Origin of the sequence: Amycolatopsis sp. lyj-109 (genome assembly GCF_046548995.1) — a bacterium.
Taxonomy (GTDB): Bacteria; Actinomycetota; Actinomycetes; order Mycobacteriales; family Pseudonocardiaceae; genus Amycolatopsis.
This window is the reverse complement of the sequence record NZ_JAJPWR010000016.1, coordinates 206,839-231,924: the sequence shown is the minus strand read 5'-3', so window position 1 is coordinate 231,924 and position 25,086 is coordinate 206,839. Positions and strand designations below refer to the sequence as shown.

The 25,086-nt window shown below is 68.4% G+C and carries 19 protein-coding genes and 1 pseudogene; 15 read left to right on the top strand and 5 right to left on the bottom strand.

Annotated features, from left to right (window positions below; translation table 11 throughout):
* The first annotated feature begins 824 nt into the window (after positions 1–824).
* The 5 genes from rpsB to ACLJQF_RS32370 all read left to right on the top strand — a co-directional run bounded on the left by rpsB (position 825) and on the right by ACLJQF_RS32370 (position 5,182).
* A complete protein-coding gene (gene rpsB / locus ACLJQF_RS32390) occupies positions 825–1,700 on the top strand; it encodes a 30S ribosomal protein S2 (protein WP_410614124.1) in 876 nt (291 codons plus the stop codon).
* 90 nt (positions 1,701–1,790) lie between these two features.
* The gene (tsf, locus tag ACLJQF_RS32385; RefSeq protein WP_410614123.1) at positions 1,791–2,606 is read left to right on the top strand and encodes a translation elongation factor Ts; all 816 of its coding nucleotides are present in this window, start codon (positions 1,791–1,793) and stop codon (positions 2,604–2,606) included.
* A gap of 114 nt (positions 2,607–2,720) precedes the next feature.
* Entirely contained in the window at positions 2,721–3,464 is a 744-nt protein-coding gene (gene pyrH, locus ACLJQF_RS32380) for a UMP kinase (RefSeq protein WP_285989259.1), read from the top strand.
* Positions 3,465–3,512: 48 nt separating this feature from the next.
* Entirely contained in the window at positions 3,513–4,070 is a 558-nt protein-coding gene (gene frr, locus ACLJQF_RS32375) for a ribosome recycling factor (protein WP_020644474.1), read from the top strand.
* Complete coding sequence (locus tag ACLJQF_RS32370) at positions 4,070–5,182, top strand: CDP-archaeol synthase (protein WP_410614122.1); 1,113 nt, start codon at positions 4,070–4,072, stop codon at positions 5,180–5,182. The genes frr and ACLJQF_RS32370 overlap by 1 nt, the downstream gene beginning before the upstream one ends.
* Here ACLJQF_RS32370 and ACLJQF_RS32365 read toward each other — a convergent pair.
* Positions 5,179–6,024 (bottom strand): VOC family protein, encoded by an 846-nt coding sequence (locus ACLJQF_RS32365; RefSeq protein ID WP_410614121.1) that lies wholly within the window; start codon positions 6,022–6,024, stop codon positions 5,179–5,181. The genes ACLJQF_RS32370 and ACLJQF_RS32365 overlap by 4 nt on opposite strands.
* Before the next feature lie 114 nt (positions 6,025–6,138).
* On the opposite strand from ACLJQF_RS32365, the gene ACLJQF_RS32360 reads away from it, so the two are divergent.
* Positions 6,139–6,948 (top strand): class I SAM-dependent methyltransferase, encoded by an 810-nt coding sequence (locus ACLJQF_RS32360; protein WP_410614157.1) that lies wholly within the window; start codon positions 6,139–6,141, stop codon positions 6,946–6,948.
* On the opposite strand, the gene ACLJQF_RS32355 is transcribed toward ACLJQF_RS32360, so the two are convergent.
* Complete coding sequence (locus ACLJQF_RS32355) at positions 6,888–7,508, bottom strand: PadR family transcriptional regulator (protein WP_410614120.1); 621 nt, start codon at positions 7,506–7,508, stop codon at positions 6,888–6,890. The genes ACLJQF_RS32360 and ACLJQF_RS32355 overlap by 61 nt on opposite strands.
* A gap of 161 nt (positions 7,509–7,669) precedes the next feature.
* On the opposite strand from ACLJQF_RS32355, the gene ACLJQF_RS32350 reads away from it, so the two are divergent.
* The 5 genes from ACLJQF_RS32350 (at position 7,670) to ACLJQF_RS32330 (ending at position 14,085) form a co-directional block, all read left to right on the top strand.
* The gene (locus ACLJQF_RS32350; RefSeq protein ID WP_410614119.1) at positions 7,670–8,677 is read left to right on the top strand and encodes a FecCD family ABC transporter permease; all 1,008 of its coding nucleotides are present in this window, start codon (positions 7,670–7,672) and stop codon (positions 8,675–8,677) included.
* Complete coding sequence (locus tag ACLJQF_RS32345; protein WP_410614118.1) at positions 8,674–9,696, top strand: FecCD family ABC transporter permease; 1,023 nt, start codon at positions 8,674–8,676, stop codon at positions 9,694–9,696. The genes ACLJQF_RS32350 and ACLJQF_RS32345 overlap by 4 nt, the downstream gene beginning before the upstream one ends.
* An 8-nt stretch (positions 9,697–9,704) precedes the next feature.
* Positions 9,705–10,517: an ABC transporter ATP-binding protein gene (locus tag ACLJQF_RS32340; RefSeq protein WP_410614117.1), complete on the top strand. Its 813-nt coding sequence runs from the start codon at positions 9,705–9,707 to the stop codon at positions 10,515–10,517.
* A complete protein-coding gene (locus ACLJQF_RS32335; protein ID WP_410614116.1) occupies positions 10,507–11,514 on the top strand; it encodes an ABC transporter substrate-binding protein in 1,008 nt (335 codons plus the stop codon). Before ACLJQF_RS32340 ends, ACLJQF_RS32335 begins: the two co-directional genes overlap by 11 nt.
* 276 nt (positions 11,515–11,790) lie before the next feature.
* Entirely contained in the window at positions 11,791–14,085 is a 2,295-nt protein-coding gene (locus ACLJQF_RS32330) for a transketolase-like TK C-terminal-containing protein (RefSeq protein ID WP_410614115.1), read from the top strand.
* On the opposite strand, the gene ACLJQF_RS32325 is transcribed toward ACLJQF_RS32330, so the two are convergent.
* Complete coding sequence (locus ACLJQF_RS32325) at positions 14,078–14,650, bottom strand: hypothetical protein (protein WP_410614114.1); 573 nt, start codon at positions 14,648–14,650, stop codon at positions 14,078–14,080. The two genes, ACLJQF_RS32330 and ACLJQF_RS32325, sit on opposite strands and share 8 nt — an antisense overlap.
* A 154-nt stretch (positions 14,651–14,804) precedes the next feature.
* Here ACLJQF_RS32325 and rlmN point away from each other — a divergent pair, with 154 nt between their 5' ends.
* Both rlmN and ACLJQF_RS32315 read left to right on the top strand, forming a co-directional pair.
* On the top strand, positions 14,805–15,911 hold the full coding sequence (gene rlmN / locus ACLJQF_RS32320) for a 23S rRNA (adenine(2503)-C(2))-methyltransferase RlmN (RefSeq protein ID WP_410614113.1): 1,107 nt from the start codon (positions 14,805–14,807) through the stop codon (positions 15,909–15,911).
* Positions 15,912–15,941: 30 nt separating this feature from the next.
* Positions 15,942–16,217 carry a hypothetical protein gene (locus tag ACLJQF_RS32315; protein WP_410614156.1) on the top strand — a complete coding sequence of 92 codons (276 nt, stop codon included), beginning with the start codon at positions 15,942–15,944 and terminating at the stop codon, positions 16,215–16,217.
* A 125-nt stretch (positions 16,218–16,342) separates the two neighbouring features.
* On the opposite strand, the gene ACLJQF_RS32310 is transcribed toward ACLJQF_RS32315, so the two are convergent.
* Complete coding sequence (locus tag ACLJQF_RS32310; RefSeq protein WP_410614112.1) at positions 16,343–19,183, bottom strand: hypothetical protein; 2,841 nt, start codon at positions 19,181–19,183, stop codon at positions 16,343–16,345.
* A 338-nt stretch (positions 19,184–19,521) separates the two neighbouring features.
* Here ACLJQF_RS32310 and ACLJQF_RS32305 point away from each other — a divergent pair.
* A pseudogene (locus ACLJQF_RS32305) lies at positions 19,522–20,091 on the top strand (radical SAM protein); the annotation flags it as partial.
* Between the two features lie 33 nt (positions 20,092–20,124).
* Positions 20,125–20,400, top strand: coding sequence for a hypothetical protein (locus tag ACLJQF_RS32300; RefSeq protein WP_410614155.1), 276 nt, complete (start codon positions 20,125–20,127; stop codon positions 20,398–20,400).
* Between the two features lie 101 nt (positions 20,401–20,501).
* On the opposite strand, the gene ACLJQF_RS32295 is transcribed toward ACLJQF_RS32300, so the two are convergent.
* Complete coding sequence (locus ACLJQF_RS32295) at positions 20,502–24,944, bottom strand: tetratricopeptide repeat protein (RefSeq protein ID WP_410614111.1); 4,443 nt, start codon at positions 24,942–24,944, stop codon at positions 20,502–20,504.
* Between the last annotated feature and the right edge of the window lie 142 nt (positions 24,945–25,086).

Here is a 25,086-nt window from a genome sequence, read left to right as displayed (position 1 = left end):
AGTCGGCCTGCTCGAGGCTCGGCTGGCGTCGCACCTGCCGCACCTGCCGCACCTGCCGCACCTGCCGCACCTGCCGCACCTGTGGCACCTGCCGCACCTGCCGCACCTGCCGCACCGGAGGGCCGCTGGGCGGGCTCCACCGGGCGCGCGACAAGACCGTCAGACCGAGGCTCAGCCGGCGCCGCCTCGGCGAGCCAGGCCTCCGGCGATGGTGGTGCGAGGCCGCTCGGCCACGGCTCCGCCGCCGCTCGTGGCGGCCGGGATTCGTTCGCCCCGGCCGCAGTTGTCCCCAGCTCCGCCGACGCCGGCAGCTCCCTTCCCCGAGCCGCCGCCCCCGGTGCCCGGACACCCGTCTCACTACTCGCAAACGTTCCTCCGAAAACGGCCATGACCAGCGCAATCGCGCCCAACAGCCACCCCGGCGACCACCGCCGGACCTGCATGATCGAGTCCATGACTCCAGCCTGCGGCACCTCGCCGCGGCGTGGGGAGCCGATGCCGAATCTGTGGATAACCGGAGCCGATGTGGACAACTGCGTCGCCCGGTGGCCGCCGGTGGGGGAGGGGGTGGTGGGAGGGGGTAGAATCTTCTGCGCAGTCCGTTTCAGCGGGCTGACTTCGCGTGCACGTGCGCGTTCCCCCTTCTGGAAACAGCCGAGGGAGCGCACGGGGTCCGGCGGTCCTCGAGGGTTCTCGCTCCCGGGGTCCGGGCGCCGGCACGGGCACCAGGGCGAACGGTCACCCGGCCGGGAGCGACAAACCGAGCAGCGCGTCCGCGGCAGCCCCGCGAGCGCGCACTACACAGAAGAGGTGTGATTCCGGCAATGGCCGTCGTCACCATGAAGCAGCTGCTCGACAGCGGCGTGCACTTCGGGCACCAGACCCGTCGGTGGAACCCGAAGATGAAGCGCTACATCTTCACCGAGCGCAACGGCATCTACATCATCGACCTGCAGCAGACGCTGACCTACATCGACCGTGCGTACGAGTTCATCAAGGAAACCGTCGCGCACGGCGGCACCATCATGTTCGTCGGCACCAAGAAGCAGGCTCAGGAAGCCATCGCCAACGAGGCCGCGCGCGTGGGCATGCCCTACGTCAACCAGCGCTGGCTCGGCGGCATGCTGACCAACTTCCAGACCGTGCACAAGCGTCTCCTCCGCCTCAAGGAGCTCGAGTCGCGCGAGCAGACCGGCGGCTTCGAAGGTCTCACCAAGCGCGAGATCCTGACGCTGACCCGCGAAAAGGACAAGCTCGAGAAGACCCTCGGCGGTATCCGCGACATGGCGAAGGTGCCGAGCGCGGTGTGGATCGTCGACACGAAGAAGGAGCACATCGCCGTCGGCGAGGCTCGGAAGCTGAACATCCCGGTCGTCGCGATCCTGGACACCAACTGCGACCCGGACGAGGTCGACTACCCGATCCCGGGCAACGACGACGCGATCCGGTCGGCCGCGCTGCTGACCAAGGTCGTCGCCGAGGCCGCGGCCGCCGGTCTGATGGCGCGCTCCAGCCGCAACGGTGCGTCCGCGGACACGAAGCCGGAGCCGGGCGTCGCCGCCGACGAGCCGCTGGCCGAGTGGGAGAAGGAGCTGCTCGCCGGCTCCGAGACCGCCGCCGCCGACGCGACCGAAGCCGCCGCTGCCGTCGAGGCGGCCCCGGCCGAGGCCGCTCCCGAGCAGGCGACCGCCTCTTCCTGACGCTCCACCGTCCGTGCGGCCGTGCCCCCGGGGCCCGGCCGCACGGGCGTAGCAACCCACAGATTTCCTGCAAAGGACGGATTTACCAGAATGGCGAACTACACCGCCGCTGACGTGAAGCGCCTGCGCGAGATGACCGGCGCCGGCATGATGGACTGCAAGAAGGCTCTCGAGGAGAACGACGGCGACTTCGACAAGGCCGTCGAGTTCCTCCGCATCAAGGGTGCCAAGGACGTCGGCAAGCGCGCCGAGCGCGCCACCGCCGAGGGCCTGGTCACCGGTGACGGCGGCGTCCTCATCGAGCTCGACTCCGAGACCGACTTCGTCGCGAAGAACGCCGACTTCCAGGCGCTCGCCGCGAAGATCGTCGAGGTCGCGAAGACCCTCAAGACCTCCGACGTCGAGGCGCTCAAGGGTGCCGAGCTCGACGGCAAGACCGTCAACGAGGTCGTCCAGGAGATGTCGGCCCGCATCGGCGAGAAGCTCGAGCTGCGCCGCGTCGTGGCCTTCGAGGGCCAGACCGCGACCTACCTGCACCGCCGCGGCTCCGATCTGCCGCCGGCTGTCGGCGTGCTCGTCGAGTTCACCGGTGACGACGCCGAGGCCGCCCGCGGGGCCGCCATGCAGGTCGCCGCGCTGCGCGCGAAGTACCTGACCCGCGACGAGGTGCCCGCCGAGATCGTCGAGAACGAGCGCTCCATCGCCGAGAAGACCGCTCGTGAAGAGGGCAAGCCGGAGCAGGCCATGTCCAAGATCATCGAGGGCAAGGTCAACGCCTACTACAAGGACAACGTCCTGCTCGAGCAGCCGTCGGTCAAGGACAACAAGAAGACAGTCAAGGCCCTGCTCGACGAGGCCGGCGTGACGCTGACCAAGTTCGCGCGCTTCGAGGTCGGCCAGGCCTGAGGCCAGGTCCGGGCGTAGGTTCCACCCAGTGCCCCGTCTCCGTCCATCGGGGGCGGGGCACTGTCAGGTCTGAACAAGACAAAAAACGGTCGAGGGCCTAGGAGGCGACGATAGATGGGTGACCGGGTCGAAGGTGGCTACCGGCGGGTGCTGCTGAAACTGGGCGGCGAGATGTTCGGCGGTGGTTCGATCGGCGTCGATCCGGACGTCGTCCACTCGGTCGCGCAGCAGATCGCCGACGTCGCCCGCACCGGTGTCCAGGTCGCGGTCGTGATCGGCGGCGGCAACTACTTCCGCGGCGCCGAGTTGTCGGTACGCGGCATGGACCGCGACCGCGCCGACTACATGGCGATGCTGGGCACCGTGATGAACTGCCTCGCGCTGCAGGACTTCCTGGAGAAGGAGGGCCTGCCCACCCGCGTGCAGACCGCCATCACGATGGGCCAGGTCGCCGAGCCCTACATCCCGCGCCGCGCCGAGCGGCACCTGGAGAAGGGCCGCGTCGTGATCTTCGGCGCCGGGGTCGGCATGCCGTACTTCTCCACCGACACCGCGGCCGCGCAGCGGGCGCTCGAGCTGGGCTGCGAAGCCGTGCTGATGGCGAAGGCCGTCGACGGCGTCTACACCGCGGACCCCAAGGCCGACCCCACCGCCGAGATGTTCCGCGAAATCACCCACCGCGAGGTGCTGGAGCGGGACCTCAAGGTCGCCGACGCGACGGCGTTCAGCCTCTGCATGGACAACAACATGCCGATCATCGTGTTCAACCTGCTCACCGAGGGGAACATCGCCCGCGCGGTGAGTGGTGAAAGAATCGGCACGTTGGTCAGCACCCCCACTGCCGGGGTGCCGGCCTAGACCTGCTGGGATCAGCAAGCGCCACCCATCACAACAACGGGAGTAGCCGTGATCGACGAGACCCTCCTCGATGCCGAGGAGAAGATGGAAAAAGCGGTGTCCGTCGCCAAGGATGATCTGACGTCGGTGCGCACCGGCCGGGCCACCCCGTCGATGTTCTCGCGCATCGTGGTCGAGTACTACGGCGCGCCGACCCCGCTGAACCAGCTGGCCAGCGTCAACGTGCCGGAGGCGCGGATGGCGCTGATCAAGCCGTACGACCAGACCCAGCTCGTCGCGATCGAGAAGGCCATCCGCGAGTCCGACCTCGGGGTCAACCCGAGCAACGACGGCAACGTGATCCGGATCGTCATCCCGCAGCTCACCGAGGAGCGGCGCAAGGAGATGGTCAAGGTCGCCAAGAGCAAGGGTGAGGACGCGCGGGTGACCATCCGCAGCATCCGCCGCAAGGCCAAGGAAGAGCTCGACCGCATCGGCAAGGACGGCGAAGCGGGCGAAGACGAGGTCGTGCGCGCGGAGAAGGAGCTGCAGAACCTCACCGACACGTACTCGCACAAGGTCGACGAGCTGGTCAAGCACAAGGAAGCCGAGCTGCTCGAGGTCTGATGGCACAGGTGAGCGAGGAACGCGAGGACCGGGTGGACGCCACCGGAGCACACCCGGCGGCCGCGCCCGGGACGCCGGAGCCGGGCGACGCCGGCACCCCGGCCACACCGGCGCACCCGGGCGAGGTTTCGGCGACCTCGGAAACCGGCCGGGCGGCGGGGACGCCGGTCGTGCCGGAGACCTCGGGCACCGGCGAAGCGGCCCGGCTGTCGGCCGCCGGGACCGCCGCGGCGGAACCGGCGGCGGCCTCGGACACGGGCGCGTCGGACACGCCGGCACCGCCGGAGGTCGTCAAGAAGGCCTCCAAGGCCGGCCGGAACCTGCCCGCGGCCATCGGCGTCGCGCTGCTGCTCGGCGCCGCGATCATCGTTTCACTGCTCACCGTGCGCTACCTCATGATCGGGATCATCGCGGTCGCGATCGCGGTCGGCACCTTCGAATTCGCCGGGGTGCTGCGCCGGGTCGCCGGCATCAGGGTCGCGGTGATCCCGGTGCTCGTCGGCGGGCAGGCGATGATCTGGCTCGCCTGGCCGTTCGGCCGGGAAGGCGCGCTCACCGCGTTCGTCCTCACCGTGCTCGCCTGCCTGCTGTGGCGGCTGCCCGGTGGGGCGAAGGGCTACCTGCGCGACATCAGCGCGTCCACCTTCGCCGCCGCCTACCTGCCGCTGTTCGCCGCCTTCGCGGCGATGCTCGTGCCACCGGAAGACGGCGTCGGGCGCGTCCTCACCTTCCTGATCGGCGTCGTCGCCTCGGACACCGGGGGCTACATCGCCGGCGTGCTCGGCGGCAAGCACCCGATGGCGCCCACCATCAGCCCGAAGAAGACCTGGGAAGGCTTCGCGGGTTCGGTGATCGGCGGTGTCGTGGCCGGGGCGCTGACGCTGAGCCTGCTGCTCGACGGCCACGTCTGGCAGGGCGTGATCTTCGGCGTCGCCATCGTGCTGACCGCGACCCTCGGCGACCTCGTCGAGTCGCTGATCAAGCGCGACCTCGGCGTCAAGGACATGGGCACGCTGCTGCCCGGGCACGGTGGGATCATGGACCGCCTCGACTCGCTGCTGCCCTCGGCCGTCGTCTCCTGGCTGCTGCTTTCGGCGTTCGTGCCGGTCTAGTCGTCGTAGGGGTCGTCGACCTCCGCGCGGCCCCAGCCTTCGGCCACGCGCGAGTGGTCGATCACCGCGAAGACCGCGCCCTCGGGGTCGGCGAGGATCGACATCCGGCCGAACGGGGTGTCGTAGGGCTGGATCACCACCGTGCCGCCGTGCATGAGCGACTCGCCCGCGACCGCGTCCACCCCGCGGGCCGGGTCGATGTCGAAGTACACGAGCCAGTGCGGCGGGGTGTCCCGGCTGTACTCCGAACCCATCACGTACCGGTACAGCACCGGCTCGTGCTCGATGAGCCATTCGACGTAGTCGAGCATCTCGCCGTCGCCGATCTGATGGCTCCCGTACGTGAACAGCTTGGTGTAGAAGTGGTCCGCCGCGACGCCGTCGTGGGTGTTGAGGTCCGCGCCGCTGAAGGTGTTCGGGATCCCGGTGACGAACTCCCAGTTCGGCGGCACCTCCCAGAACACCACCGGCGCGCCGCACGCGTCGATGGCGTGCATGATCGTGCCGCGGTCCGGGATCGCCACCGGCCCGAGCGTGATCCGCCCGCCGAGGTGCTCCACCCACTCGGCCGCGCTTGCGGTGTGCGGCACGGAGATGTGCGGCATCCACCCCAGCGGCGCGCCCTGGGCCGCGCGGTAGAGGCCCCCGACGGGGACGGTGTTGAGCCCCGCGATGGCGTAGCGGCCGTCGGAGGTCGCCGGGTCCCGCAGAGTGGTGTACTCCCAGCCGAAGAGGGCACCGTAGAATCTTTCCGCCACGGCCTGCTCCCGGCAGGCCAGCTCGATCCAGCACGGAATTCCGGCCGGAACCGGGGACGGGGTACTGGACGGGCCGATTGCCATGGGTGCTCCTCCCGATACCCACCGGATTCTAGGCGTCATCCGTGAGTTTTCCGCCAAGAATTCGCCACCGTGCGAGCACGGCCCGGCGACGAGGACCCGGAAGGAGCAGCGGGGGTGCGGTGGTCGTCGCGGCGCGCGGAGGTCGTGCCGAGCCCCAACATCTGGTACTACCAGGCCGATTACGAGCTGGAGAACCGCGCGCAGGACAGCGGCGGAGAGATCTGGCGCGTGCTGCGCGAGGAGCACGATTGGACCGGCCGGGACGTGTTGGACGTCGGCTGCGGTGACGGGTTTCACTTGCCGCGCTTCGCTCGCGACGCGCGGTCGGTGCTCGGGATCGAGCCGCACGAGCCGCTGGTGCGAGGCGCGCTGAAGCGCGTCGAGGGACTGTCGAACGTGGACGTCCGGATGGGCCGCGCGCAGCGGCTGCCGGTCCACAGCGCGAGCGTCGACGTCGTCCACGCGCGCACGGCGTACTTCTTCGGGCCCGGGTGCGAGCCGGGGCTGGCGGAGGCCGAGCGGGTGCTGCGGCCGGGCGGCGCGATCCTGATCGTCGACCTCGACGTGACGAGCGAGCCCTACGGTCGCTGGATGCGCGCCGACCTACCGCACTACGACGCCGCCGCGGTGGAACGGTTCTTCGCCCGGGCCGGGTTCGGCTGCCGCCGCGTCGCGACCGAGTGGCGTTTCGCGACCGCCGTGGACCTCGAAGCGGTGCTGAAGATCGAGTTCAGCAAGCCCGTCGCCGAACAGGCGATCGCGGAGTCCTTGCAGCGTAACGGGAATCGCGCGCAGGACCTGACGCTGCCGGTGGGCTACCGCGTCCACACGCGGGTGAAGCCCACCGGCCTCGTCCTGCCAGGTCACTCGGCTGCTTCTTCACCGGAAGAGGACTCGTCCTCGTCTTCGCCGAGGATGCCGTAGAGCGAGCGCCGGGCGTCGTTGAGCACCTCGGCCGCGCGGGCCTGCTGGCTCTCGGTGCCCGCACGCATGATCTGCACGACGGCGGCGGCCAGGTTCTTGCCCGCCTTCGCGAGCCCGACCTCGGACGGGTCGACGTCCTGCGCGATCTGCTCCCACGGTGGGGTGCTGTCCTGCTCCTCCGCGGCGGTGCGGCCGGCGTCGGTCAGCTCGAAGAGCTTCTTGCCGTGCTCGTCCTTGCTGATGACCAGGCCTTCGTCGGCCAGCAGCTGCAGCGTCGGGTAGACCGAGCCGGGGCTGGGCCGCCAGAAGCCGCCGGAGCGCTCGCCGATCTCGCGGATGATCTCGTAGCCGTGCCGGGGCTGCTCGGCGAGCAGCGCCAGGATCGCGGCGCGGACGTCACCGCGGCGGCTGCGCCGTCCGCCGTGACCCCGCCGGCCCGGTCCGTGGCCACGGCCGCGTCCACCGGGGCCGAAGCCCGGGGGGAACTCGCCGAAACCACCGAAGGGCCCGAAAGGTGCCCGCCCACGTTCGTGGGCGAAGGGGTGTTGGTGCCTACGCATGTCGTGTTCCTTTCTCGAACTGTTGCGACACGTTCACGATATATCGGAAACGGTCGGCTGGCAACCTGGTTCCGGTGAGCTCGCTCACGGAACTCGAGTCTTCAAGATCCGGCGACCTAGATTAGGCATGCCTAACCACCTGTTAGCAAAGGTAATGACCTGTGCGGACCCGCTCGCTCTCGCTGACGGCCGGGTTGCTGGTCCTCGCCGCGGCCGTGGCCGCCGCCGTGCTGCTCAGCATCGGTGTCGGCACCCGCGGCCTGAGCCCGGGCACCGTGCTGGACGCCCTCTTCCACTTCGACGCGGGCAATCCCGACCACCTCGTCGTCCGCGAACTCCGCCTCCCGCGCACCCTCGCCGGGGTCCTGGCCGGCGTCGCGCTGGGCCTCTCCGGTGCCGTCATCCAGGGCGCCACGCGCAACCCCCTGGCTGATCCGGGACTGCTCGGCGTCAACGCGGGCGCGGCGCTCTTCGTCGTCCTCGGCATCGGGACGTTCGGCATCACGAGCGTCGGCGGGTACGTCTGGTTCGGCTTCCTGGGCGCCGCGGCCGCCGGCGGCGTCGTCTACGGCGTCAGCTCCCTCGGCCGGGCCGGGGCGACGCCGGTGAAGCTCGCCCTCGCCGGCGCCGCGGTGACAGCGGCGTTGGCCTCGGTGACCAGCGCCCTGCTGCTCACCGACCAGACGACGTTCGACCAGTACCGGTTCTGGCAGGTCGGCTCACTGACCGGACGGGACGCCGCGACGATCACCCAGGCGGTGCCGTTCGTGGTGGTGGGCGTGCTGCTCGCGCTGGTCGCCGCGCGTCAGCTCAACGCGCTCGCGCTCGGCGAGGACGTCGCCCGTTCGCTCGGCCAGAACGTCCCGGTGGCCCGGCTGGTGTGCGCGCTCGCCGTCGTCGTCCTCTGCGGTTCGGCGACCGCGATCGCCGGGCCCATCGCCTTCGTCGGGCTGACCGTCCCGCACGCCGCGCGGCTCGTCACCGGACCCGACCACCGCTGGCTGCTCCCGTACTCGGCGTTGCTCGCACCGCTGCTCCTGCTGGTGTCCGACGTCGTCGGCCGCGTGGTCGCGCGCCCGGCGGAGGTGCAGGTCGGGATCGTCACCGCGCTCGTGGGCGCGCCCGTGTTCGTGTTCCTGGTACGGCGCCGGAAGGTCGTGGCGGTGTGAGCGCCGTCGAGGTGGTCGCCGCCGCTCGTCGGCGCGGCGCCGTCCGGGCTCGGGTCGTGTCCGCGGTGCTGGCCATCGCGATCGTGGTCGTCTTCGCGGTTTCCCTGGCCGTGGGCGACTTCCCGGTGCCCCTCGGCGACCTCCCCGGCCTCCTTCTCGGCGGAGAAGGCCGCGCGGCCTACGTCGTCACGGAACTCCGGTTGCCCCGAGCGGTCACCGGCGTTCTCGTCGGCGCCGCCTTCGGGACGTCCGGGGCGCTCTTCCAGCGGCTCCTGCGCAATCCGCTGGCCAGCCCGGACGTCATCGGCGTGACGCAGGGCGCGAGCGCCGCGGCGGTCGTGGCGATCGTGCTGTTCGGCGCCGCGGGCCCGGTGGTTTCGGCCGCGGCGCTGGCCGGCGCGCTGCTCACCGGCGCCACGATCTACCTCCTGTCCCGCCGCGGCGGGATCCACGGCTACCGGCTGGTGCTCGTCGGCGTCGGGGTCGGCGCGGTGCTGACGAGCGTCGTGTCCTACCTGATGACCTGGGCCGACGTCACCCTCGCCCAGCAGGCCCTGGTGTGGCTGACCGGCAACCTCAACGGCCGCGGCTGGGACCACGTCGTCCCGCTCGCCGCGGCACTGGTCGTCCTGCTGCCCCTGGCGCTGGGCCGAAGCCGCGCCCTCATGGGGCTGCAGCTCGGCGACGACACGGCGGCGGGGCTCGGGCTCCACGTCGAACGCAGCCGCCTGGCGCTGCTGGTGATCGCCGTCGCCCTCGCCGCCTTCGCGACGGCGGCCGCGGGGCCGGTCGCGTTCGTCGCCTTCGTGGCCAACCCGATCGCCACCCGGCTCGTCGGCGGCGCCCGCGCGGGACTCGTGCCCGCCGCGCTGACCGGCGCGCTCGTCGTGCTGCTGGGCGACTTCGTGGCCCAGCACCTGCTCGGCGAACAGTTGCCGGTCGGTGTCGTCACCGGCGCCGTCGGCGCCCCGTACCTGCTGTGGCTGCTGGCCACCGCCAACCGCGCCGGGCGAGTGTGAGGAACGCCGTGACACTGCACACCGAGAACCTCGACCTCGGCTACGGGCCGCTGCGCGTGGTCAAGGACCTCTCCGTCCGGATCCCGCCCGGCAAGGTCACCATGATCGTCGGGACCAACGCCTGCGGGAAGTCGACGCTCCTGCGCGGCCTCGCCCGGCTGCTCACTCCGACGGCCGGCGCGGTCTACCTCGACGGCAAGGGCATCACGACGTGGCGCAGCAAGGACGTCGCGACCGTGCTCGGCCTGCTGCCGCAGTCGCCGACCGCGCCCGAAGGCATCACCGTCGCCGACCTCGTCGGCCGCGGCCGCTACCCGCACCAGGGCGTCTTCCGCCGCTGGAGCGCCGAAGACGACGACGCGGTGGCGCGCGCCCTGCTCGCGACCGACACCGTCGAGCTGGCCGCCCGCCCGGTCGACGAGCTGTCCGGAGGGCAGCGCCAGCGCGTCTGGATCGCCATGGCGCTGGCGCAGCGCACGCCGTTGCTGCTGCTCGACGAGCCCACCACGTTCCTCGACATCGCCCACCAGGTCGAGGTCCTCGACCTGCTTTCCGACCTGAACGCCGAGGACGGCCGGACGATCGTCATCGTCCTGCATGACCTCAACCTGGCCGCCCGCTACGGCGACCACCTGATCGCGATGAAGGACGGCCGGATCGCCGCCGAAGGCGCGCCCGCCGAAATCCTCACCGCCGACCTCGTCGCCGACGTCTTCGGCATGCCCTGCCAGGTCATCGAAGACCCGGTTTCCGCCACGCCCCTGGTCGTCCCGATCGGCCGGCGGCGGGCCACCCCGAAAGGAAGTCCCAGTGAGTCCTAAGTGGACGCGCCTGACCGCCGTCCTGGCGTCGGTCACGCTCCTCGCCGCCTGCAGCCAGCCGTCGAAGCCCAGCAGCTCGGGTGTCGGCGACCAGGACGTCGCCACCGGCGGCCGGCTGTTCTCCACCGCGGACAGTGAAACGGCGAAGCTCGGCGCGGACGTCGGCCCCGGTGTCTTCCCGCGCACGGTGACCCACGCGCTGGGCAAGACGAAGCTGGACAAGAAGCCCACGCGGGTCGTCGTGCTCGACAGCGGCGAGCTCGACGACGTCCTCGCGCTCGGCGTCACCCCGGTCGGCATGGCCACCACGGCCGGGCAGAGCGGCGTGCCGTCGTACCTCGCCGACCGCGTCAAGGGCATCCCGGCCGTCGGGGACATCAACAACCTCAACCTCGAGCAGATCGCGGCGCTGACCCCGGACCTGATCGTCGGCAGCAAGCTGCGCGCCAAGGACCTCTACCCGCAGCTGTCGAAGATCGCGCCGACGGTGTTCAGCATCCGGCCCGGATTCCCGTGGAAGGAGAACCTGCTGCTGGTGGGGGCCTCGCTGGGTGACGAGACGAAGGCCGTCGGGCTGCTGAACGACTACCAGAAGCGCGCGAACGAGGTGAAGGCCGGCATCAAGGGCACGCCGAAGGTCTCGCTGCTGCGGTTCCTGTCGGGCAACGTCCGGCTCTACGGCAACCTGTCCTTCATCGGCGTCATCCTCAAGGACGCCGGCATCGCGCGGCCCGCGAACCAGAACATCGACGAGCTCGCCGCGCAGATCTCCAAGGAGCGCATCGACGAGGCCGACGCCGACTGGATCTTCTACTCCAGCTACGGCGCCGGCCCGAGCGCGGACGAGAAGGCCGTCACGAGCAGCGGGCTGTGGGCCGGGCTGGGTGCGGTCAAGGCGCAGCACGCGATCCCGGTCGCCGACGAGGTCTGGTTCCTGGGCCTGGGCCCGATCGGGTCGATGAAGGTCCTCGACGACCTGCAGAAGTACCTCGGCTGAGAAGAACGGGTGGTCCTCCGCCGGCGGCCAAAGGTGGCTGCGGACTGTCGCCGACATCGCGAATGACTCATTCGAGACCTCAGAGGTCCCCAATGAGTCATTCGCGACCTTCGAACGCCCCATCGACCTCCTGCTGGAGCGCGGGCATTCTGCGCAGCCGGAGGCCTGAGCCTCCGGCGTTCGGTGCGCATTCTGCGCACTTTCGGTGGCATCGGTTGTGCGATGCGTCCACCAGTGCTGTCCTGGTGTGCGCTTCCTGCACGAAAGGTGTCGACGATGACCCATGCCCCCGTGACCGCCCCGGCGCTCACCGCGATCGAGCAACGGGTCCTGTGGCTCGCCACCGCGATCGTGCACCAGGCCAACCGGGTCCGGCCCAACCCGTCCGGGCTGAAGGTCGGCGGCCACCAGGCGTCCTGCGCGTCGCTGGTGTCGATCATGACGTCGCTGTGGTTCCGGCACCTGCGTCCCGAGGACCGCGTCTCGGTGAAGCCGCACGCGTCCCCGGTGCTCCACGCCATCAACTACCTGCTCGGCGAGCTGGACGAGGCCTACCTGCCGACGCTGCGCGAGTTCGGCGGCCTGCAGAGCTATCCGAGCCGCGCCAAGGACCCCGACCCCGTCGACTACTCGACCGGCTCGGTCGGCATCGGCGCCACCGCCCCGATCTGGGGCGCGCTGGCCCGCCGCTACCTGACCGCCCGGGGCTCTTCCGCGGGCACCGGACGGCAGTACTCGCTGGTCGGCGACGCCGAACTGGACGAAGGCGCGATCTGGGAAGCCATCCTCGACCCGGGCGTCGCGGAGCTGGGCGAGATCGTCTGGATCGTCGACCTCAACCGGCAGTCCCTCGACCGGGTCGTCCCGAACATCGCGGCCGGGCGGCTGCAGGGCATGTTCGACGCGGCCGGCTGGCAGGTGCTGGCGCTGAAGTACGGGCGGCTGCTGGAAGAGCTGTTCACCCGGCCCGGCGGCGCCGAGCTGCGCGCCCGCATCGACGCGATGCCGAACCCCGAGTACCAGCGGCTGCTGCGCTGCGACGCCGCCCAGGTGCGCGACCGGCTGCCCGCGGGGAACGCGGCCCTCTCCGAGCTGGTCGCGTCGCTGGACGACGAGACGCTGCTGGCCGCGATCCGCAACCTCGGCGGCCACGACCTCGGTTCGCTCGACGAGGTCTTCGCGTCCATTTCGGACGATCGGCCGACGGTGATCTTATGCTACACGGTCAAGGGCCGCGGTCTCCCCACCCAGGGGCACCCGCAGAACCACTCGTCGCTGCTGACCGTGGCGCAGATGGAAGAGCTGGCGTCGTCGTTGGGCACGGACCTCGCGTCACCGTGGCAGCGCTTCGCCGACGGGTCTCCCGAAGCCGCGTTGTGCTCCGACGTTGCTTCGCGCCTTCGCCGTCCGGACGTCCCTTCGGCGCCTTCGCTGGACCTGCCGGCCGACATCGGGCGTACGCCGTCCGGGACCGCCACGACGCAGGCGGCGCTGGGACGAGTCCTGCTCGACCTGACGCGCGAAGCGCCCGAAGCGGCGAAGCGCGTGGTGACGGTCAGCCCCGACGTCAGCTCGACGACCAACCTCGGCGGCTGGGTCAACAAGGTCGGCGTCTGGTCGGCCACCGAGCGCCGCGACTGGTTCGAGGACGACCCCGAGACGATCATGCACTGGCGGGAGAAGCCGACCGGCCAGCACGTCGAGCTGGGCATCGCCGAGACGAACCTGGTCGGCCTGCTGGGCGAGCTGGGCGCGACCTGGAGCCGCTGGGGCGAGCCGCTGCTGCCCATCGGCGTCATGTACGACCCGTTCGTCGAGCGCGCGCTGGAGCCGTGGTCGTTCGGCATCTACGCGGGCGGGCAGTCGATCCTGATCGGGACGCCGTCCGGTGTCACGCTCGCCCCGGAAGGCGGCGCGCACCAGTCGATCACCACGCCGTCGATCGGCATCGAGCAGCCCGGCTGCGTCAGCTACGAACCGGCGTTCGCGATCGACACCGAATGGACGTTGCTGGCCGCGCTCGGCCGGCTCGGCAAGCCGGGCGGGACGTCGTCGTACTTCCGGCTCTCGACGCGTCCGGTCGACCAGACCCTCGCCGCGGTGCCGGCGGACCCGGCCGCGCGCGAACGCCGTCGACGCCAGGTCGTGGCCGGCGCGTACCTCCTGCGGCGTGCTGCTTCGCCCGCCGTCACGCTGGCGGCGATGGGTGCGCTGGTGCCGGACACCCTGGCGGCGGCCGAGCGGCTCGCGCAGGTCGGCGTCGAGGCCGACGTCGTGTGCGTGACCAGCCCGGGCCTGCTGTTCGAGGCGGTCCAGGCCCGGTCGGGCCGGGGGAGCGCCGAGTCGTGGATCCTCGACCAGGTGTTCCCGGCATCACGGGCTCGCCCGTTGGTGACGGTCCTCGACGGTCACTCGCACACGCTCGCGTTCCTGGCCGGGATCAACCGGGTGCCGTCGGTCGCGCTCGGCGTCACGGGCTTCGGGCAGTCGGGGTCGCTGGAGGACGTCTATCGATACCACGGCATCGACACGGACGCGATCATCCGGGCCGCGCTCGACGCCGTCAGCTGAAGGTGGCGCCGGCGAGCAGGTTGTCCATCTTGGCGTCCCAGCCGGGGAAGGACCCGTACTGGACGACCAGGATCCGGCTCGTCGGCAGCCACCAGCTCCGGACCTGGTTGTTCTGCGCCGAGTTCTCGCAGGTGACCTTCCAGCGGCCGTACTCGGCGTTCTTGGGGCCGATCGGCGCGAAGCCGGAGTCGAGGAGAGTGCTGCCGGTGGCCCCCGCGGCTTTCCCGGGCGGCGACGCGGGGGTGATGCAGGTCGGCAGGTCCGTGCCGGTGTACCAGCCGAACGGCCGTTTCGTGCTCGGCAGGTTGACCGGCGCGCCGGGGTCCGCCTTGCGCAGGTCCACGACCCGCGCTTCGCAGGCCGCGGTGCCTTCGGAGATGCAGCCGTCCAGCAGGCCGTCCGGGCTGTGCTCGGTGTAGGTCGCGCCCGCCGGCAGGGTCAGGTGCAGGGAACCGACGATGGCCTTCGGCCCGCTCGGCGCTGGCGGCGGGTTCTGGGTGGGAGTGCTGCAGGCGGTGACGCCCAGGATGACCGCGACCACCAGGACAAGGTGCCGGAAGGACACGCGCTCACCTCTTTCGTCGGACACCGCTTTTTCACGGTGGATCATCCCTGTGGGTGACACGGCCCCGGCGACCGGGGGCGGTCCGTGACCTGGGGTACACCTCGTGGGGGCGCCACGGGCGACCCGGGCGGGCGCGTGGGAGACTGGTCCGGTTATGACTGCCCTTCCCCTCGTCTTCGACGCGCCCAAGCGCGGCCTCCCGCCGCGCCACCTCGCCGACCTCACGCTCGCCGAGCGCGCGGCCGCGGTCGCGGAGCTGGGGGAGAAGCCGTTCCGCGCGAAGCAGCTGTCGAACCACTACTTCTCCCGCCTGACGGTGGACCCGGAGGAGATGACGGACATCCCGGCGGCGTCCCGCGCGAAGCTGGTCGCCGACCTGATGCCGACGTTGCTGACCGAGGTCCGTGCCTTGCAGGCCGACAAGGGCGCGACCCGCAAGACGCTGTGGCGCGCCCACGACGGGACGCTCCTGGAGAGCGTCCTGATGCGCTACCCGGACCGCGCGACGCTGTGCATCTCGAGCCAGGCCGGCTGCGGCATGGCCTGCCCGTTCTGCGCGACCGGCCAGGGCGGGCTGGACCGCAACCTGTCGACGGCGGAGATCGTCGACCAGGTCCGTTCGGCGGCGTCGGTCATGCGCGACGGCACGATGCCGGGTGGCCCCGGGCGGCTGTCGAACATCGTCTTCATGGGGATGGGTGAGCCGCTGGCCAACTACAAGCGCGTGGTGGCGGCGGTGCGGCGGATCACGGATCCCGCGCCGGGTGGTCTGGGGATCGGTCAGCGTTCGGTGACGGTGTCGACCGTGGGCCTAGCGCCGGCGATCCGCAAGCTGGCGGACGAGAAGATGCAGGTCCGACTCGCCGTTTCGCTGCACACGCCGGATGACGAGCTGCGCGACACTCTCGTGCCGGTGAATGAGCGCTGGTCGGTCGACGAGGTGCTCTCGGCCGCCCGGTACTACGCCGACACTTCCGGTCGCAGGGTGTCCATCGAGTACGCCTTGATTCGCGACATCAACGACCAGCCGTGGCGGGCGGAGCTGCTGGCCAAGCGGTTGCGCCAGCACCTGGGGCAGCTGGTGCACGTCAATGTCATTCCGCTGAACCCGACGCCGGGTAGCAAGTGGGATGCGTCGCCGAAGCCGGTGGAGCGGGAGTTCGTCCGCTTGGTGAACGCCGGCGGTGTCGCGTGCACGGTGCGAGATACCCGGGGTCAGGACATTGCCGCGGCGTGTGGGCAGTTGGCTGCTGAAGGCTGAGTTGTTCGTTTCGATGTTGGAGTGTTTTTCGTGATGTATGCGCCCAGCCTGTTGGATCCGGCTGCGGAGGAGCTTCGGCTCGCGGACGTGGTCGGCCGCGGCGCCACCGAGGTGGCCCGCGAAGCGCGGACCCTGTTGGGCGAGCGGTTCAGCTCGGTGACGTTCATGTACGTGCTGATGCGGGCGTTCGAGGTGGAATACACGGCCGCGTGCGACGCGTCGCGGTGGCACGAGTTCCATGGCGGGCCGCGAGCGCTGTCGGATGCCGACCTGGAGAAGCTGCTCGCTCCTTGGCTCGACCGCTGATCAGTGGTCCGCCGTCGGCGAGTTAGCCAGGCCATGCGTCGGGACCGGCTACCTAATCAGTTCGACGTCCCCCGATCTCCTCGGGGCTGCTGAGGAGCCGGTCGGTACGAGCCGCGGTCGTGTGGTCAGTGCTCTGCCTGCACCCATTTGCTGAGGGCAGCAACCGTCGGGTCTTCTGCGAACTTCGTGTTCCGCTGGTGGTCGAGGTCGCGGATTGACATCTGCGACAACGACCATGCGAGAGGGGCTTGCAGACCCGGTGAGACCGAAGGTCGGATTGCGATGAACCTGCTGTCCAGCGGGAGGTCGACGGGGCAGTCCTCGCCAGGGATCGCTTCTGAGAAGGCTGCGTGTGCACGTTGTTCGGCGGCGACGTCGTCTAGCGCGTCTGGTCGCCCTTGGGTGGAGGGTGGGATGTACAGCTCCTGGACGCGCCCGGCTGCTCGTGGTGTCGCGAGTGCCCGGTAGTGGTTATCCAGCATCAGGAACACTGGAACGACGGTCGCCCCGCCACCGCGGTTATGGTCGGAGACCATGGGCGCTAGACGTCGCCACAGTTCGAGCATGGCGTCGACGCCGGTGTTGTCGGCGTAGCCGCCGTCGACGACGTTTGTCGCGGAGTCGTTGGTGCAGTTGTACATCCGGCCGGATGGGGAGATGTACGGGAACCGTGCGGACAGCAGCGCGGCTGTGGAGCGGCGGAGTCCACCTGGTGTCGTGCCGTCCTTGTCGCAGAGGTAGTCGAGGATGTCGTTGGTCGCTGCGGCGTCGGACGGATGCCCCCGTTCCACGTTGTTGCAGGCGTCTCCGACGTGGTCGGGATCGGTCAGGCGGACCGCGGAAATGTTCATCCGGCACCCGGTCTCCACCTGCGTACCGGTGAGCATGAGCAGCGGTCGTTTGCTGCCGGTGCGTCGCAGGTCGTCGAAGTAGCTTTGACCCATACCTTCGACGCGTCGCTCGATGCCCTCCTCGATGATCGCCGCGCGGTCCGAGCCGCCGAAACCGACGTATGCGCGGGCAAGGTCAACCGACAGCATCCATGACAGCGGGCGTGTCAACGGGTCGGACAATGCGAACGGCTTGGCGTACCAGTCTTGCGGGCGGTCGTTGTCGTTATTCAGGTTCGACACCCACGCGGTGTTGCCGAGGCTGCCGCCCGAGGCGCCGCCGAGCGCGAACACGGCCTCAGCCGGTGTGCGGTCAGGACATCCTTTTGGCCCCTTTCCCTTCGCATCGCTAAGACGGGTGCCGAAAAGCTGCGTCAGGCTGGACGCGGTCCAGTAGGCGGCGCGTTGGCCCCCGCCTTGACTGCTCACGAGGATCAGCGGGATCGGGGCGGCCTGATCGGTGGTCGCGCAGTTCGCCTCCAGCCACCCGTGCCAAGCGTCGGTGAGCGCGATCCCCTCCCTTGACTGTGGGTCGTCCGTGCGTCGGGTGTCGTGCGCAGAACCGTCGGCAATGGCGCTACACACGCCGAGCATCACGACCAGAAGGAGGGCGAACGGCACCCTCGAGAACCCCAGCACCAGCAACCCCCTGGGTACCGGCCAGCGTTCTGAGAACCGTTGCGTCACTGTCAGTGCGGCCATGAACAGGGTCAGCATCACGGCGAGCACCACCAGAGACGGCACACCTGCCTGGTCGTTGCACGCAGCCACTACGGCCAACGGTAGAGCGGCCACGACGATGAGCATGGCAGTCAACCTCGGAAGGAGCTCGCTGATCACCAGTCCGAATAGGGTGAACACGGTGCCGGTCAGGACGACGCCGACCACGAACACGATAACTTGGAGGCTGTTCCAGTCGTCGGGGAGCACGAACGCGGCCGGTGTGTACGCGTTGATCGCGCCGTATATCAACGCGATGACAGGCGCGCCGGTGAGCACGTTGGAGTACCTGTGAATGGTCTGCCTATCGCGGTCCAGAGGGGGTCCGGCGACGACCTGACGGATCTCAGTGGCCTTCTTCTCCGCAGCCAATTCCGTACCGTAGGGCATACGACGCCACAGCAATTCGAGGACCTCGATCAGGAGCAGAACGCCGACGACACCCCACAGCGGGTGGAGGTGGAAGCCCACGGCGAGTGCCATGAGTACAACGCTCGCGGCGAGGAACCCGAACCGGAAACCCGAATCTGCCGTACCTGATTCGCGGTCGTCCTCCGCATAGTCCTCCAGCAGCAACTCGCGAACTGAGAGCCTGGCGCCGATACCGAGCGCGCATGCCGCGGCGATGGCGAACACGCCGACGTTGAACGCGTCGATCCATTGCCGCAGGAGGTCGTTGACCTGGCCAGTAGGTTCCAACAGCACAAGGCCCGTGAACAGCGCGACCGCGGCGGTGGCGACCCTGGCTCGCCAGAGGACCTTCAAGAGCCGCCGCGTATTATCCCACAATCTGTTTCGGAGCTGCGGAGAACGAAGGCAATCCAGCAACACCGCGGCGATGAACAGAACTGTGAGCCACTTCGCCGATGTGAAGCCGAAGGACACCCATATCCACGGCTCCGCCACAGTGGGTCCCTTGTGAAACAACACCATGCGCAGGCTGTTCTCCGCGAGGTCAAAGACAGTCAGGAGCCCGAGCAACAAGACTCGCGCGTTCCGCTCCGATGTAGCGAGCCTTTTCAACCGTGTCGGCTTCGGTGGGGGGAACTGCTTGATCTTCGCGCGGACGACGGTCCACACCCGCCAGATGATCAAGCAGTACAGCCCGATGTACACCAAGTCCGCGATGAAATACGTGACCATCAGACGGCTGGTCAGATCGTGCAGGTCGCCATCGGCCCAGGCCTTGAGGATGGATCTCGTGTCCTCGACCATGTCGCCCGGCGGCAGGCGCCACGCGAGCGACTCGACGCCGCCAGCCTGCTGGTTTACCACCTGGGCCGAAGCGAGCAACGAGTTCATCGCTCCCATCGCGAGCATCACGCCGCCCGCGACCAACATCAGCAACACCAGCATCGACTGCCTCCAGGAGCCAGGACGGTCTGTGCCGGAAAGGTCGCTTTTGCGTGACACGGCGTGACGGGACTAATCGATGTTCACCCGTTTGGCGGAAGATGAGAAGATGAGCTCCCTGGTTGTTCGGTACCTCACCTAAGGGTGCCCGCTGAGGATGTTTTGGTGCCTGCGCCACACCCGCCTGAGTTCCGTCAGCGTGCCGTCTGGCTCGTCCGCCTGGGTGACGAACCGGTCGCCGCGGCCGACGGACGGACTCTCGACGTCATGCTATGACAGAGGTCACCCCACAGCGGTCGTATGGCGCTGACCAGCGTGTATCTTGCTGTTGTAAAACGGGCGGGATGGGTGAACCACTCGCGAATTTTCGTCGCGTTATATCGGCGATATATCGGATCGTTTATCCGGCTCCTGCTGGGCTTGGTATCTCTCAGCGTTCGGTGACGGTGTCGACGGTGGGGTTGGCGCCGGCGATTCGGAAGTTGGCGGACGAGAAGTTGCAGGTGCGGCTAGCGGTGTCATTGCACACGCCGGATGACGAGCTGCGTGGCACGCTGGTGCCGGTGAACAACCGGTGGTCGATCGACGAGGTGCTCTCCGCTGCGCGGTACTACGCCGACACCTCCGGCTGGCGGGTCTCGATCGAGTACGCGTTGATCCGGGACATCAACGATCAACCGTGGCGAGCGGAGCTGCTTGCGAAGCGGTTGCGCAAGCACCTGGGCCAGCTGGTGCACGTCAACGTCATTCCGCTGAACCCGACCCCGGGCAGCAAGTGGGACGCATCCCCGAAGCCGGTCGAGCGGGAGTTCGTCCGCTTGGTCAACGCCGGCGGCGTCGCCTGCACCGTCCGGGACACCCGTGGCCAGGACATCGCCGCCGCCTGTGGCCAGCTGGCTGCTGAAGGCTGAGTTCGTGTTCGTTTCGATGATGGAGTGTTTGTCGTGATGTATGCCCCCAGCCTGTTGGATCCGGCTGCGGAGGAGCTGCGGCTCGCGGACGTGGTCGGTCGCGGTGCGACCGAAGTGGCGCGCGAAGCGCGGACACTGTTGGGTGAGCGGTTCAGCTCGGTGACGTTCATGTATGTGCTGATGCGAGCCTTCGAGGTGGAGTACACCGCCGCACGGGACGCGGCGCGGTGGCACGAGTTCCATGGTGGACCGCGGGCGTTGTCGGACGCTGACCTGGAGACGCTGCTCGCTCCGTGGCTTGATCGCTGATCAGGCGTCTGAGGTGGGCGCCCGCGGCCTCGTCGGCTTGAACCGCTCGCCTCAGCTCCAGAAATTGGCATCAGCTGACGCTGATACGCATCGAGGCCTCTTCATTCGTTGATGTTCTTGGGGTGCCCGCAGCAGTGCTTGAACTTGCGGTCTGTTTTGGGGGTGCAGACGCACCTTCGGTTACGAGATGGCGGCTCGACAGTCAGCTGGACAGCCGCTCCGACGAGGGTGCCGGCTCGGGCGGACTTGATGAGGTAGCTCGGGTCGTCGGCGGCCATTCCACGGAGGTCGTATCCGAACAGCATCAACAGAGTGCCGCTCTGGGTTGTGGCGTACCACTCTGGGTTGAAGGAGAGTGGCAGGCGGGAGATGACCTCCTTGCCGTCTTGCATGATCTTGAGCTTGTTGCCCACGAGCTTCGCGTGGAGAGACGCTTTCGCGAGTTCCGGGATGCGTGAGTGGTCTGATTGTGGTGTCAGGTCGCTAACGGTCGCGAATCCCATTGCGCGGAGTGAGTCGATGAAGACATCCCTTGGTTGGCCGTTCTCGCCGGTACCCCATGGGCCTCGCGTGTCGACAATGATGCCGGGCAGGTTGCCCGTGAAGATGATGCATTCGATTTCGAAATGCACCTGGTTGTCGCGAGGTCCCGGGTCTATGCTGTCGACTACTGTCGATGGGGCGCACGCTGGGTGGGCGAGCGTGATCCGCGGTGGCCCGTCCGGGAAGCGTAGGAGTACCGCGTTCGCCGGTCCGTCTTCTGCGATGGGGAGCCGACATTCCAGGCAATGGCGACGGCCGGTGGCCAGCCTGGCCCAGATCGCGTCCAGTCTGAGGTCGGCGAGTTCGTCGATGATCTCTTGGACAACGGTGATCGTCCGGCGATCGGGAACTCGGTCGGATGCGCTGGCTACTTGTGCCGCTGCGGTCGCCATCTGGCGGGCATGGAATGTGTTCAACAACGCTTCTGGCACATCTTCCGGCATCGACAGCTGCGTAGCGTCCTTGCCATCCTGCGTGGCGACGGCCATGGCTAGGAGCATCTCGTGCTCCAGTACTTCCGATGCGGCGGCCATGTTGCCGCTGCGTTGCCAGACCAGCCGTGCCTGGCGGAAGCAACTCAACGCTGCGGGTAAGTCTTCGAGGGATACGTGCACCTTTGCCAGGTTTCGGGTGGCATTTGCGAGGAGGTCGGTCGTTCCAAGACGGCCGGCGAGTTCGACGGCGTGGTTGAATTCGGCTTTTGCTGCGGCATGGTGACCCTGCTGTGTGAGAGCGGTGCCGAGGTTGGTTCGCAGTGAGGCATGCAGGTCGTCAAGGCCGAGTTCTTCCGCGCGGCCCAGGATCGCGCGCATGGTGGCGATGGCCTTGGCCAAGTCGCCGGTGGCCATCTCAGTTGTGGCCTGGTTGCTGCGGATGATCAGCATGGTCTGGAAGTCGCGCAGGGCGGTGGCCAGTTCCGCGGCGCGGTCATACTCCACAACGGCCTCAGGCCAACGGGACATGCGCGCAAGCACATTGCCCCTGGTGTGACGGCAATGCATCTGCTCACTGCGAGAGCCGGACTTCTCTGCCAGCTCGACGGCTTGGTTCGCCGCGTTTGTGGCTTCCGGCCACAGCTCGCGGCGGGAATACAGGGTCGCGAGAAACCGGAACGCGGAGGCGCGGGTCTGGGGGAGCGCCGCATCGGCGGGTGCGTCGATGACCGAACGGAGGACCAGCGCGGCTTCCTGCCATCCGCCGTGTTGTATCAATGCTTCCCCGAGTCGTGCGCGCGCGTTCGATAAGGAGTCGGATTCGCCGCTGCGCTCAAGCAGTTTCACCGAACGGCGGAGCAATGGAAGTGCTCCGTCGATTTTCCCTACCCGGCGCAGTATCTTGGCCTGCTGGTGCTGGACTTGCGCGCACACCAGGGGACTTCTGGATCCTTCGGCGATCGCGGCGGCGTCCTGCAGGATTTCGTCTGCCTGCTCGTGCTGTCCGGCTTCCGCGTACAGGTTGGCGATATGTGCGAGGGCTTGGGCAAGGTTCCGGAGGTCGTTGATCTGCTCCGCCATCTCCGCACAGTCGACGAACAGCTGCATGGCAAGTTCGCGTTCACCTCGGTGTTCTGCGGTGGTGGCCATCAGCAGCAGCGTGGACACCTGGCTTCGGACGTCCCCGACCTCGTGGTAGATCTCGATGGCGGAGGTTAGTGTGCCCAAGAGCGACTCGCTGTCGCCGAGCGCCTGCTCGATCAAGCCCATTTCGCGCAGCGCATCCGCTTCGACTTCGCGGTTACCGAGTGCACGAGCCCGAGCCAAGGCAATCTCACACTCGGACTTCGCGGCGACCTCGCGGCCTCCGAGCCGGAGCGCTTGCGCGAGGGCGATGCCGGCTATTCCGAGAAGTCCGCCGATGCCCGCTCGCTTGGCTACTCGCAGCGCATTGCGAAAGTAGGCCTCGGCGCGATCCCATCGGGTCATTGCGACGTTCGCCTTGCCCAGGCTGTCAAGTGCGTGCGCGATCATGGTGTCGTTCCCGAGTATCCGCCATACGTGCAGGCTTCGCTGCAGCACTGGGATAGCGTCTGCTGCGCAGCCAGTGTTGAGCAGTAGGTTGCCGTAGGCGTTGCGAGCGGCTTCGGCGATCCAGCCGTGTTCCCCGTCGTCGGTCATGTCGATGCACGCGCGGAACCGATCAAGCGCTGTGTCAGTCCCGCCTTTCCGGGCGGCGACTGTGCCGAGATTGAGCAGCCCTGTGGCCTGCCAGTCCGGCTTGCCTGCCCGCTCACCCGCGTCTGCCAGGCAGGTCGAGATACGAGCCAGCTCGTTCCAGCGACCCAGGTGCTGCAATGCGGGGGTGAGAGCTTGGGCGACCTTGATGAAGGCGTCCCAGAGTTCATGCTGTGCCGCCTGGAGGGCCATGGCCACCGCACCAGCGTGATCGTGCTCAAGGACGGTCAAAGCGTCGGTGTTGGTGGCGGACGGCTCGTGCCCTTCGGCATCGATGAATCCGATCGAGCTGATAGCGCGGTTGGTCCGGCTGGCGTAGGTCAGGCACGCGTGCGCGACCACTCGGTCACGCCACGCAGAATCGGTGGTGGTCATAGCCTTGTGCCGAGCAAACCTGTACAGCACATCGTGCAGGCGGTAGCGGTGCTCGTCGACCTGCTCGACCAAGTGCAGCTCAAGGAGATCGTCCAGGCAACGACGGACCGAGCGTGTGCGCGCGTCGGCTAATTCCGCTACCGTTTCTGTGCTCACCGCCGTGATGACGTCATCGTCGACCGCGGTGCCGGGCAGGACGCCGAGGACGACCAGGAGTTGCGCTTGGCCGACGGTGAGCAGTTGGTAGCTGTCTTCGATGATCCGCTCGACCGACTTTCCGCCAGCGCGGAGCTCCTCGGTTCCGTAGATCGGGTCGGCGAGCTCGGCGAGGTAGTCGGGAATGCTGAGTTGAGGGCGTTTGCCGATCCGCGCGGCCGCGATCAGCACTGCGATGGGGAGACCTCCGCACACGTCGGCAAGCTGACTGCTCTGTTCGTCGGTCAACCTTTCGGTGACCGTCCGCGCCAGCTGCGCGGCAGCGTCCTTGGGAAGAGGATGGACCTCGAGCGCATCGACATCCTCATGCGCAAGCCCGGTCAACCGCGATCGGCTCGTGCACAGGATGGCGAAAGAACCGTCAATGGACAACAGGTCTTCCAGCGACTCTTCAGTCCGGACGTTGTCGAGAACAAGCAGCATCTTCGGGCCGGCCAGCAACGCCGCCACGCGGGCGCGCTGACGGTAGCGGTCACCCGGCACCTGACAATCCGGTTCGAGCGCCAATAGCAGGCGGGGCAGGATTTCGTCCTGCTGAGACAGGTCGACAACGATGACCCCGCCGGGGAAGTTAGCTCGGACTAGCCACGCCAGTTCCCCGGCGAGTGCGGTCTTGCCGACCCCCGGCAGGCCGTGGACCACAACCACAGGTCGCTGACTACCAGCCAGCAGGGCGCGGACTCGGTCGAGCTCGATCTCGCGGCCGACAAGAGCGCGGCGGCGAGGCAGCCCATGTCGGGACTGCGGAAGGAGCCGCTGCGGCACGCCGAGGTACCTGTCCGCGATCCAACGCAGGTCTGGCTGAGCCAGTTGGTTGGCCAGCGCGTTGCCGTCGATGATTTGGAATCGGATCCCTTGGGGCACGTCTTCGCGGAGCCGGCGCTGGTGGCCGTCGGGTACGTCCGTCTCTGTGAACACGCAGATCGCATCCACTGGTGGACCTGAAAGAATCTTGGCGATGTCGGCCTGGAGCTTCTTCGTCAGGCCCTTGACCTGCAAGGTGCACGCGAACGCGATGGCGCGGTCGTCTTCGGGAAGGAAGGTTGGAAAGGTCTCGAAGTCCCGTCCTCCGTCTCCACCTGCGCTAACCGGCCCCGTCTTCGGCAGGACGTTCCGGCTGATTCGCTGGGTCGCGTAGTGCATGCAGATCTCTTCGAACAGGTGGTGTCCGTTGCGGGAGCGCAAGGTGCTCAGCTGGAACCGGATCTGGCTCACGACATGGCCAACATCATCTGTCACACTGAGTAACTATACCGACCTTTGTTTCGTCGAGCGTACGGCTATCCAGCCGTGGACGAAGGTCATGAAGCTGACCCCTTCGACTTTATGTGGGCCGGCAGTTCACGGTGAACGGGCCCGGCCGATCTTGAGATAAGTCGGG

What these genes read in the sequence shown, in the direction of transcription:
- rpsB (WP_410614124.1), top strand. Translation starts at nt 825, where the DNA reads ATGGCCGTCGTCACCATGAAGCAGCTGCTCGACAGCGGCGTGCACTTC.
- tsf (WP_410614123.1), top strand. Translation starts at nt 1,791, where the DNA reads ATGGCGAACTACACCGCCGCTGACGTGAAGCGCCTGCGCGAGATGACC.
- pyrH (WP_285989259.1), top strand. Translation starts at nt 2,721, where the DNA reads ATGGGTGACCGGGTCGAAGGTGGCTACCGGCGGGTGCTGCTGAAACTG.
- ACLJQF_RS32370 (WP_410614122.1), top strand. Translation starts at nt 4,070, where the DNA reads ATGGCACAGGTGAGCGAGGAACGCGAGGACCGGGTGGACGCCACCGGA.
- ACLJQF_RS32365 (WP_410614121.1), bottom strand. Translation starts at nt 6,024, where the DNA reads ATGGCAATCGGCCCGTCCAGTACCCCGTCCCCGGTTCCGGCCGGAATT.
- ACLJQF_RS32355 (WP_410614120.1), bottom strand. Translation starts at nt 7,508, where the DNA reads ATGCGTAGGCACCAACACCCCTTCGCCCACGAACGTGGGCGGGCACCT.
- ACLJQF_RS32330 (WP_410614115.1), top strand. Translation starts at nt 11,791, where the DNA reads ATGACCCATGCCCCCGTGACCGCCCCGGCGCTCACCGCGATCGAGCAA.
- rlmN (WP_410614113.1), top strand. Translation starts at nt 14,805, where the DNA reads ATGACTGCCCTTCCCCTCGTCTTCGACGCGCCCAAGCGCGGCCTCCCG.
- ACLJQF_RS32310 (WP_410614112.1), bottom strand. Translation starts at nt 19,183, where the DNA reads ATGCTGGTGTTGCTGATGTTGGTCGCGGGCGGCGTGATGCTCGCGATG.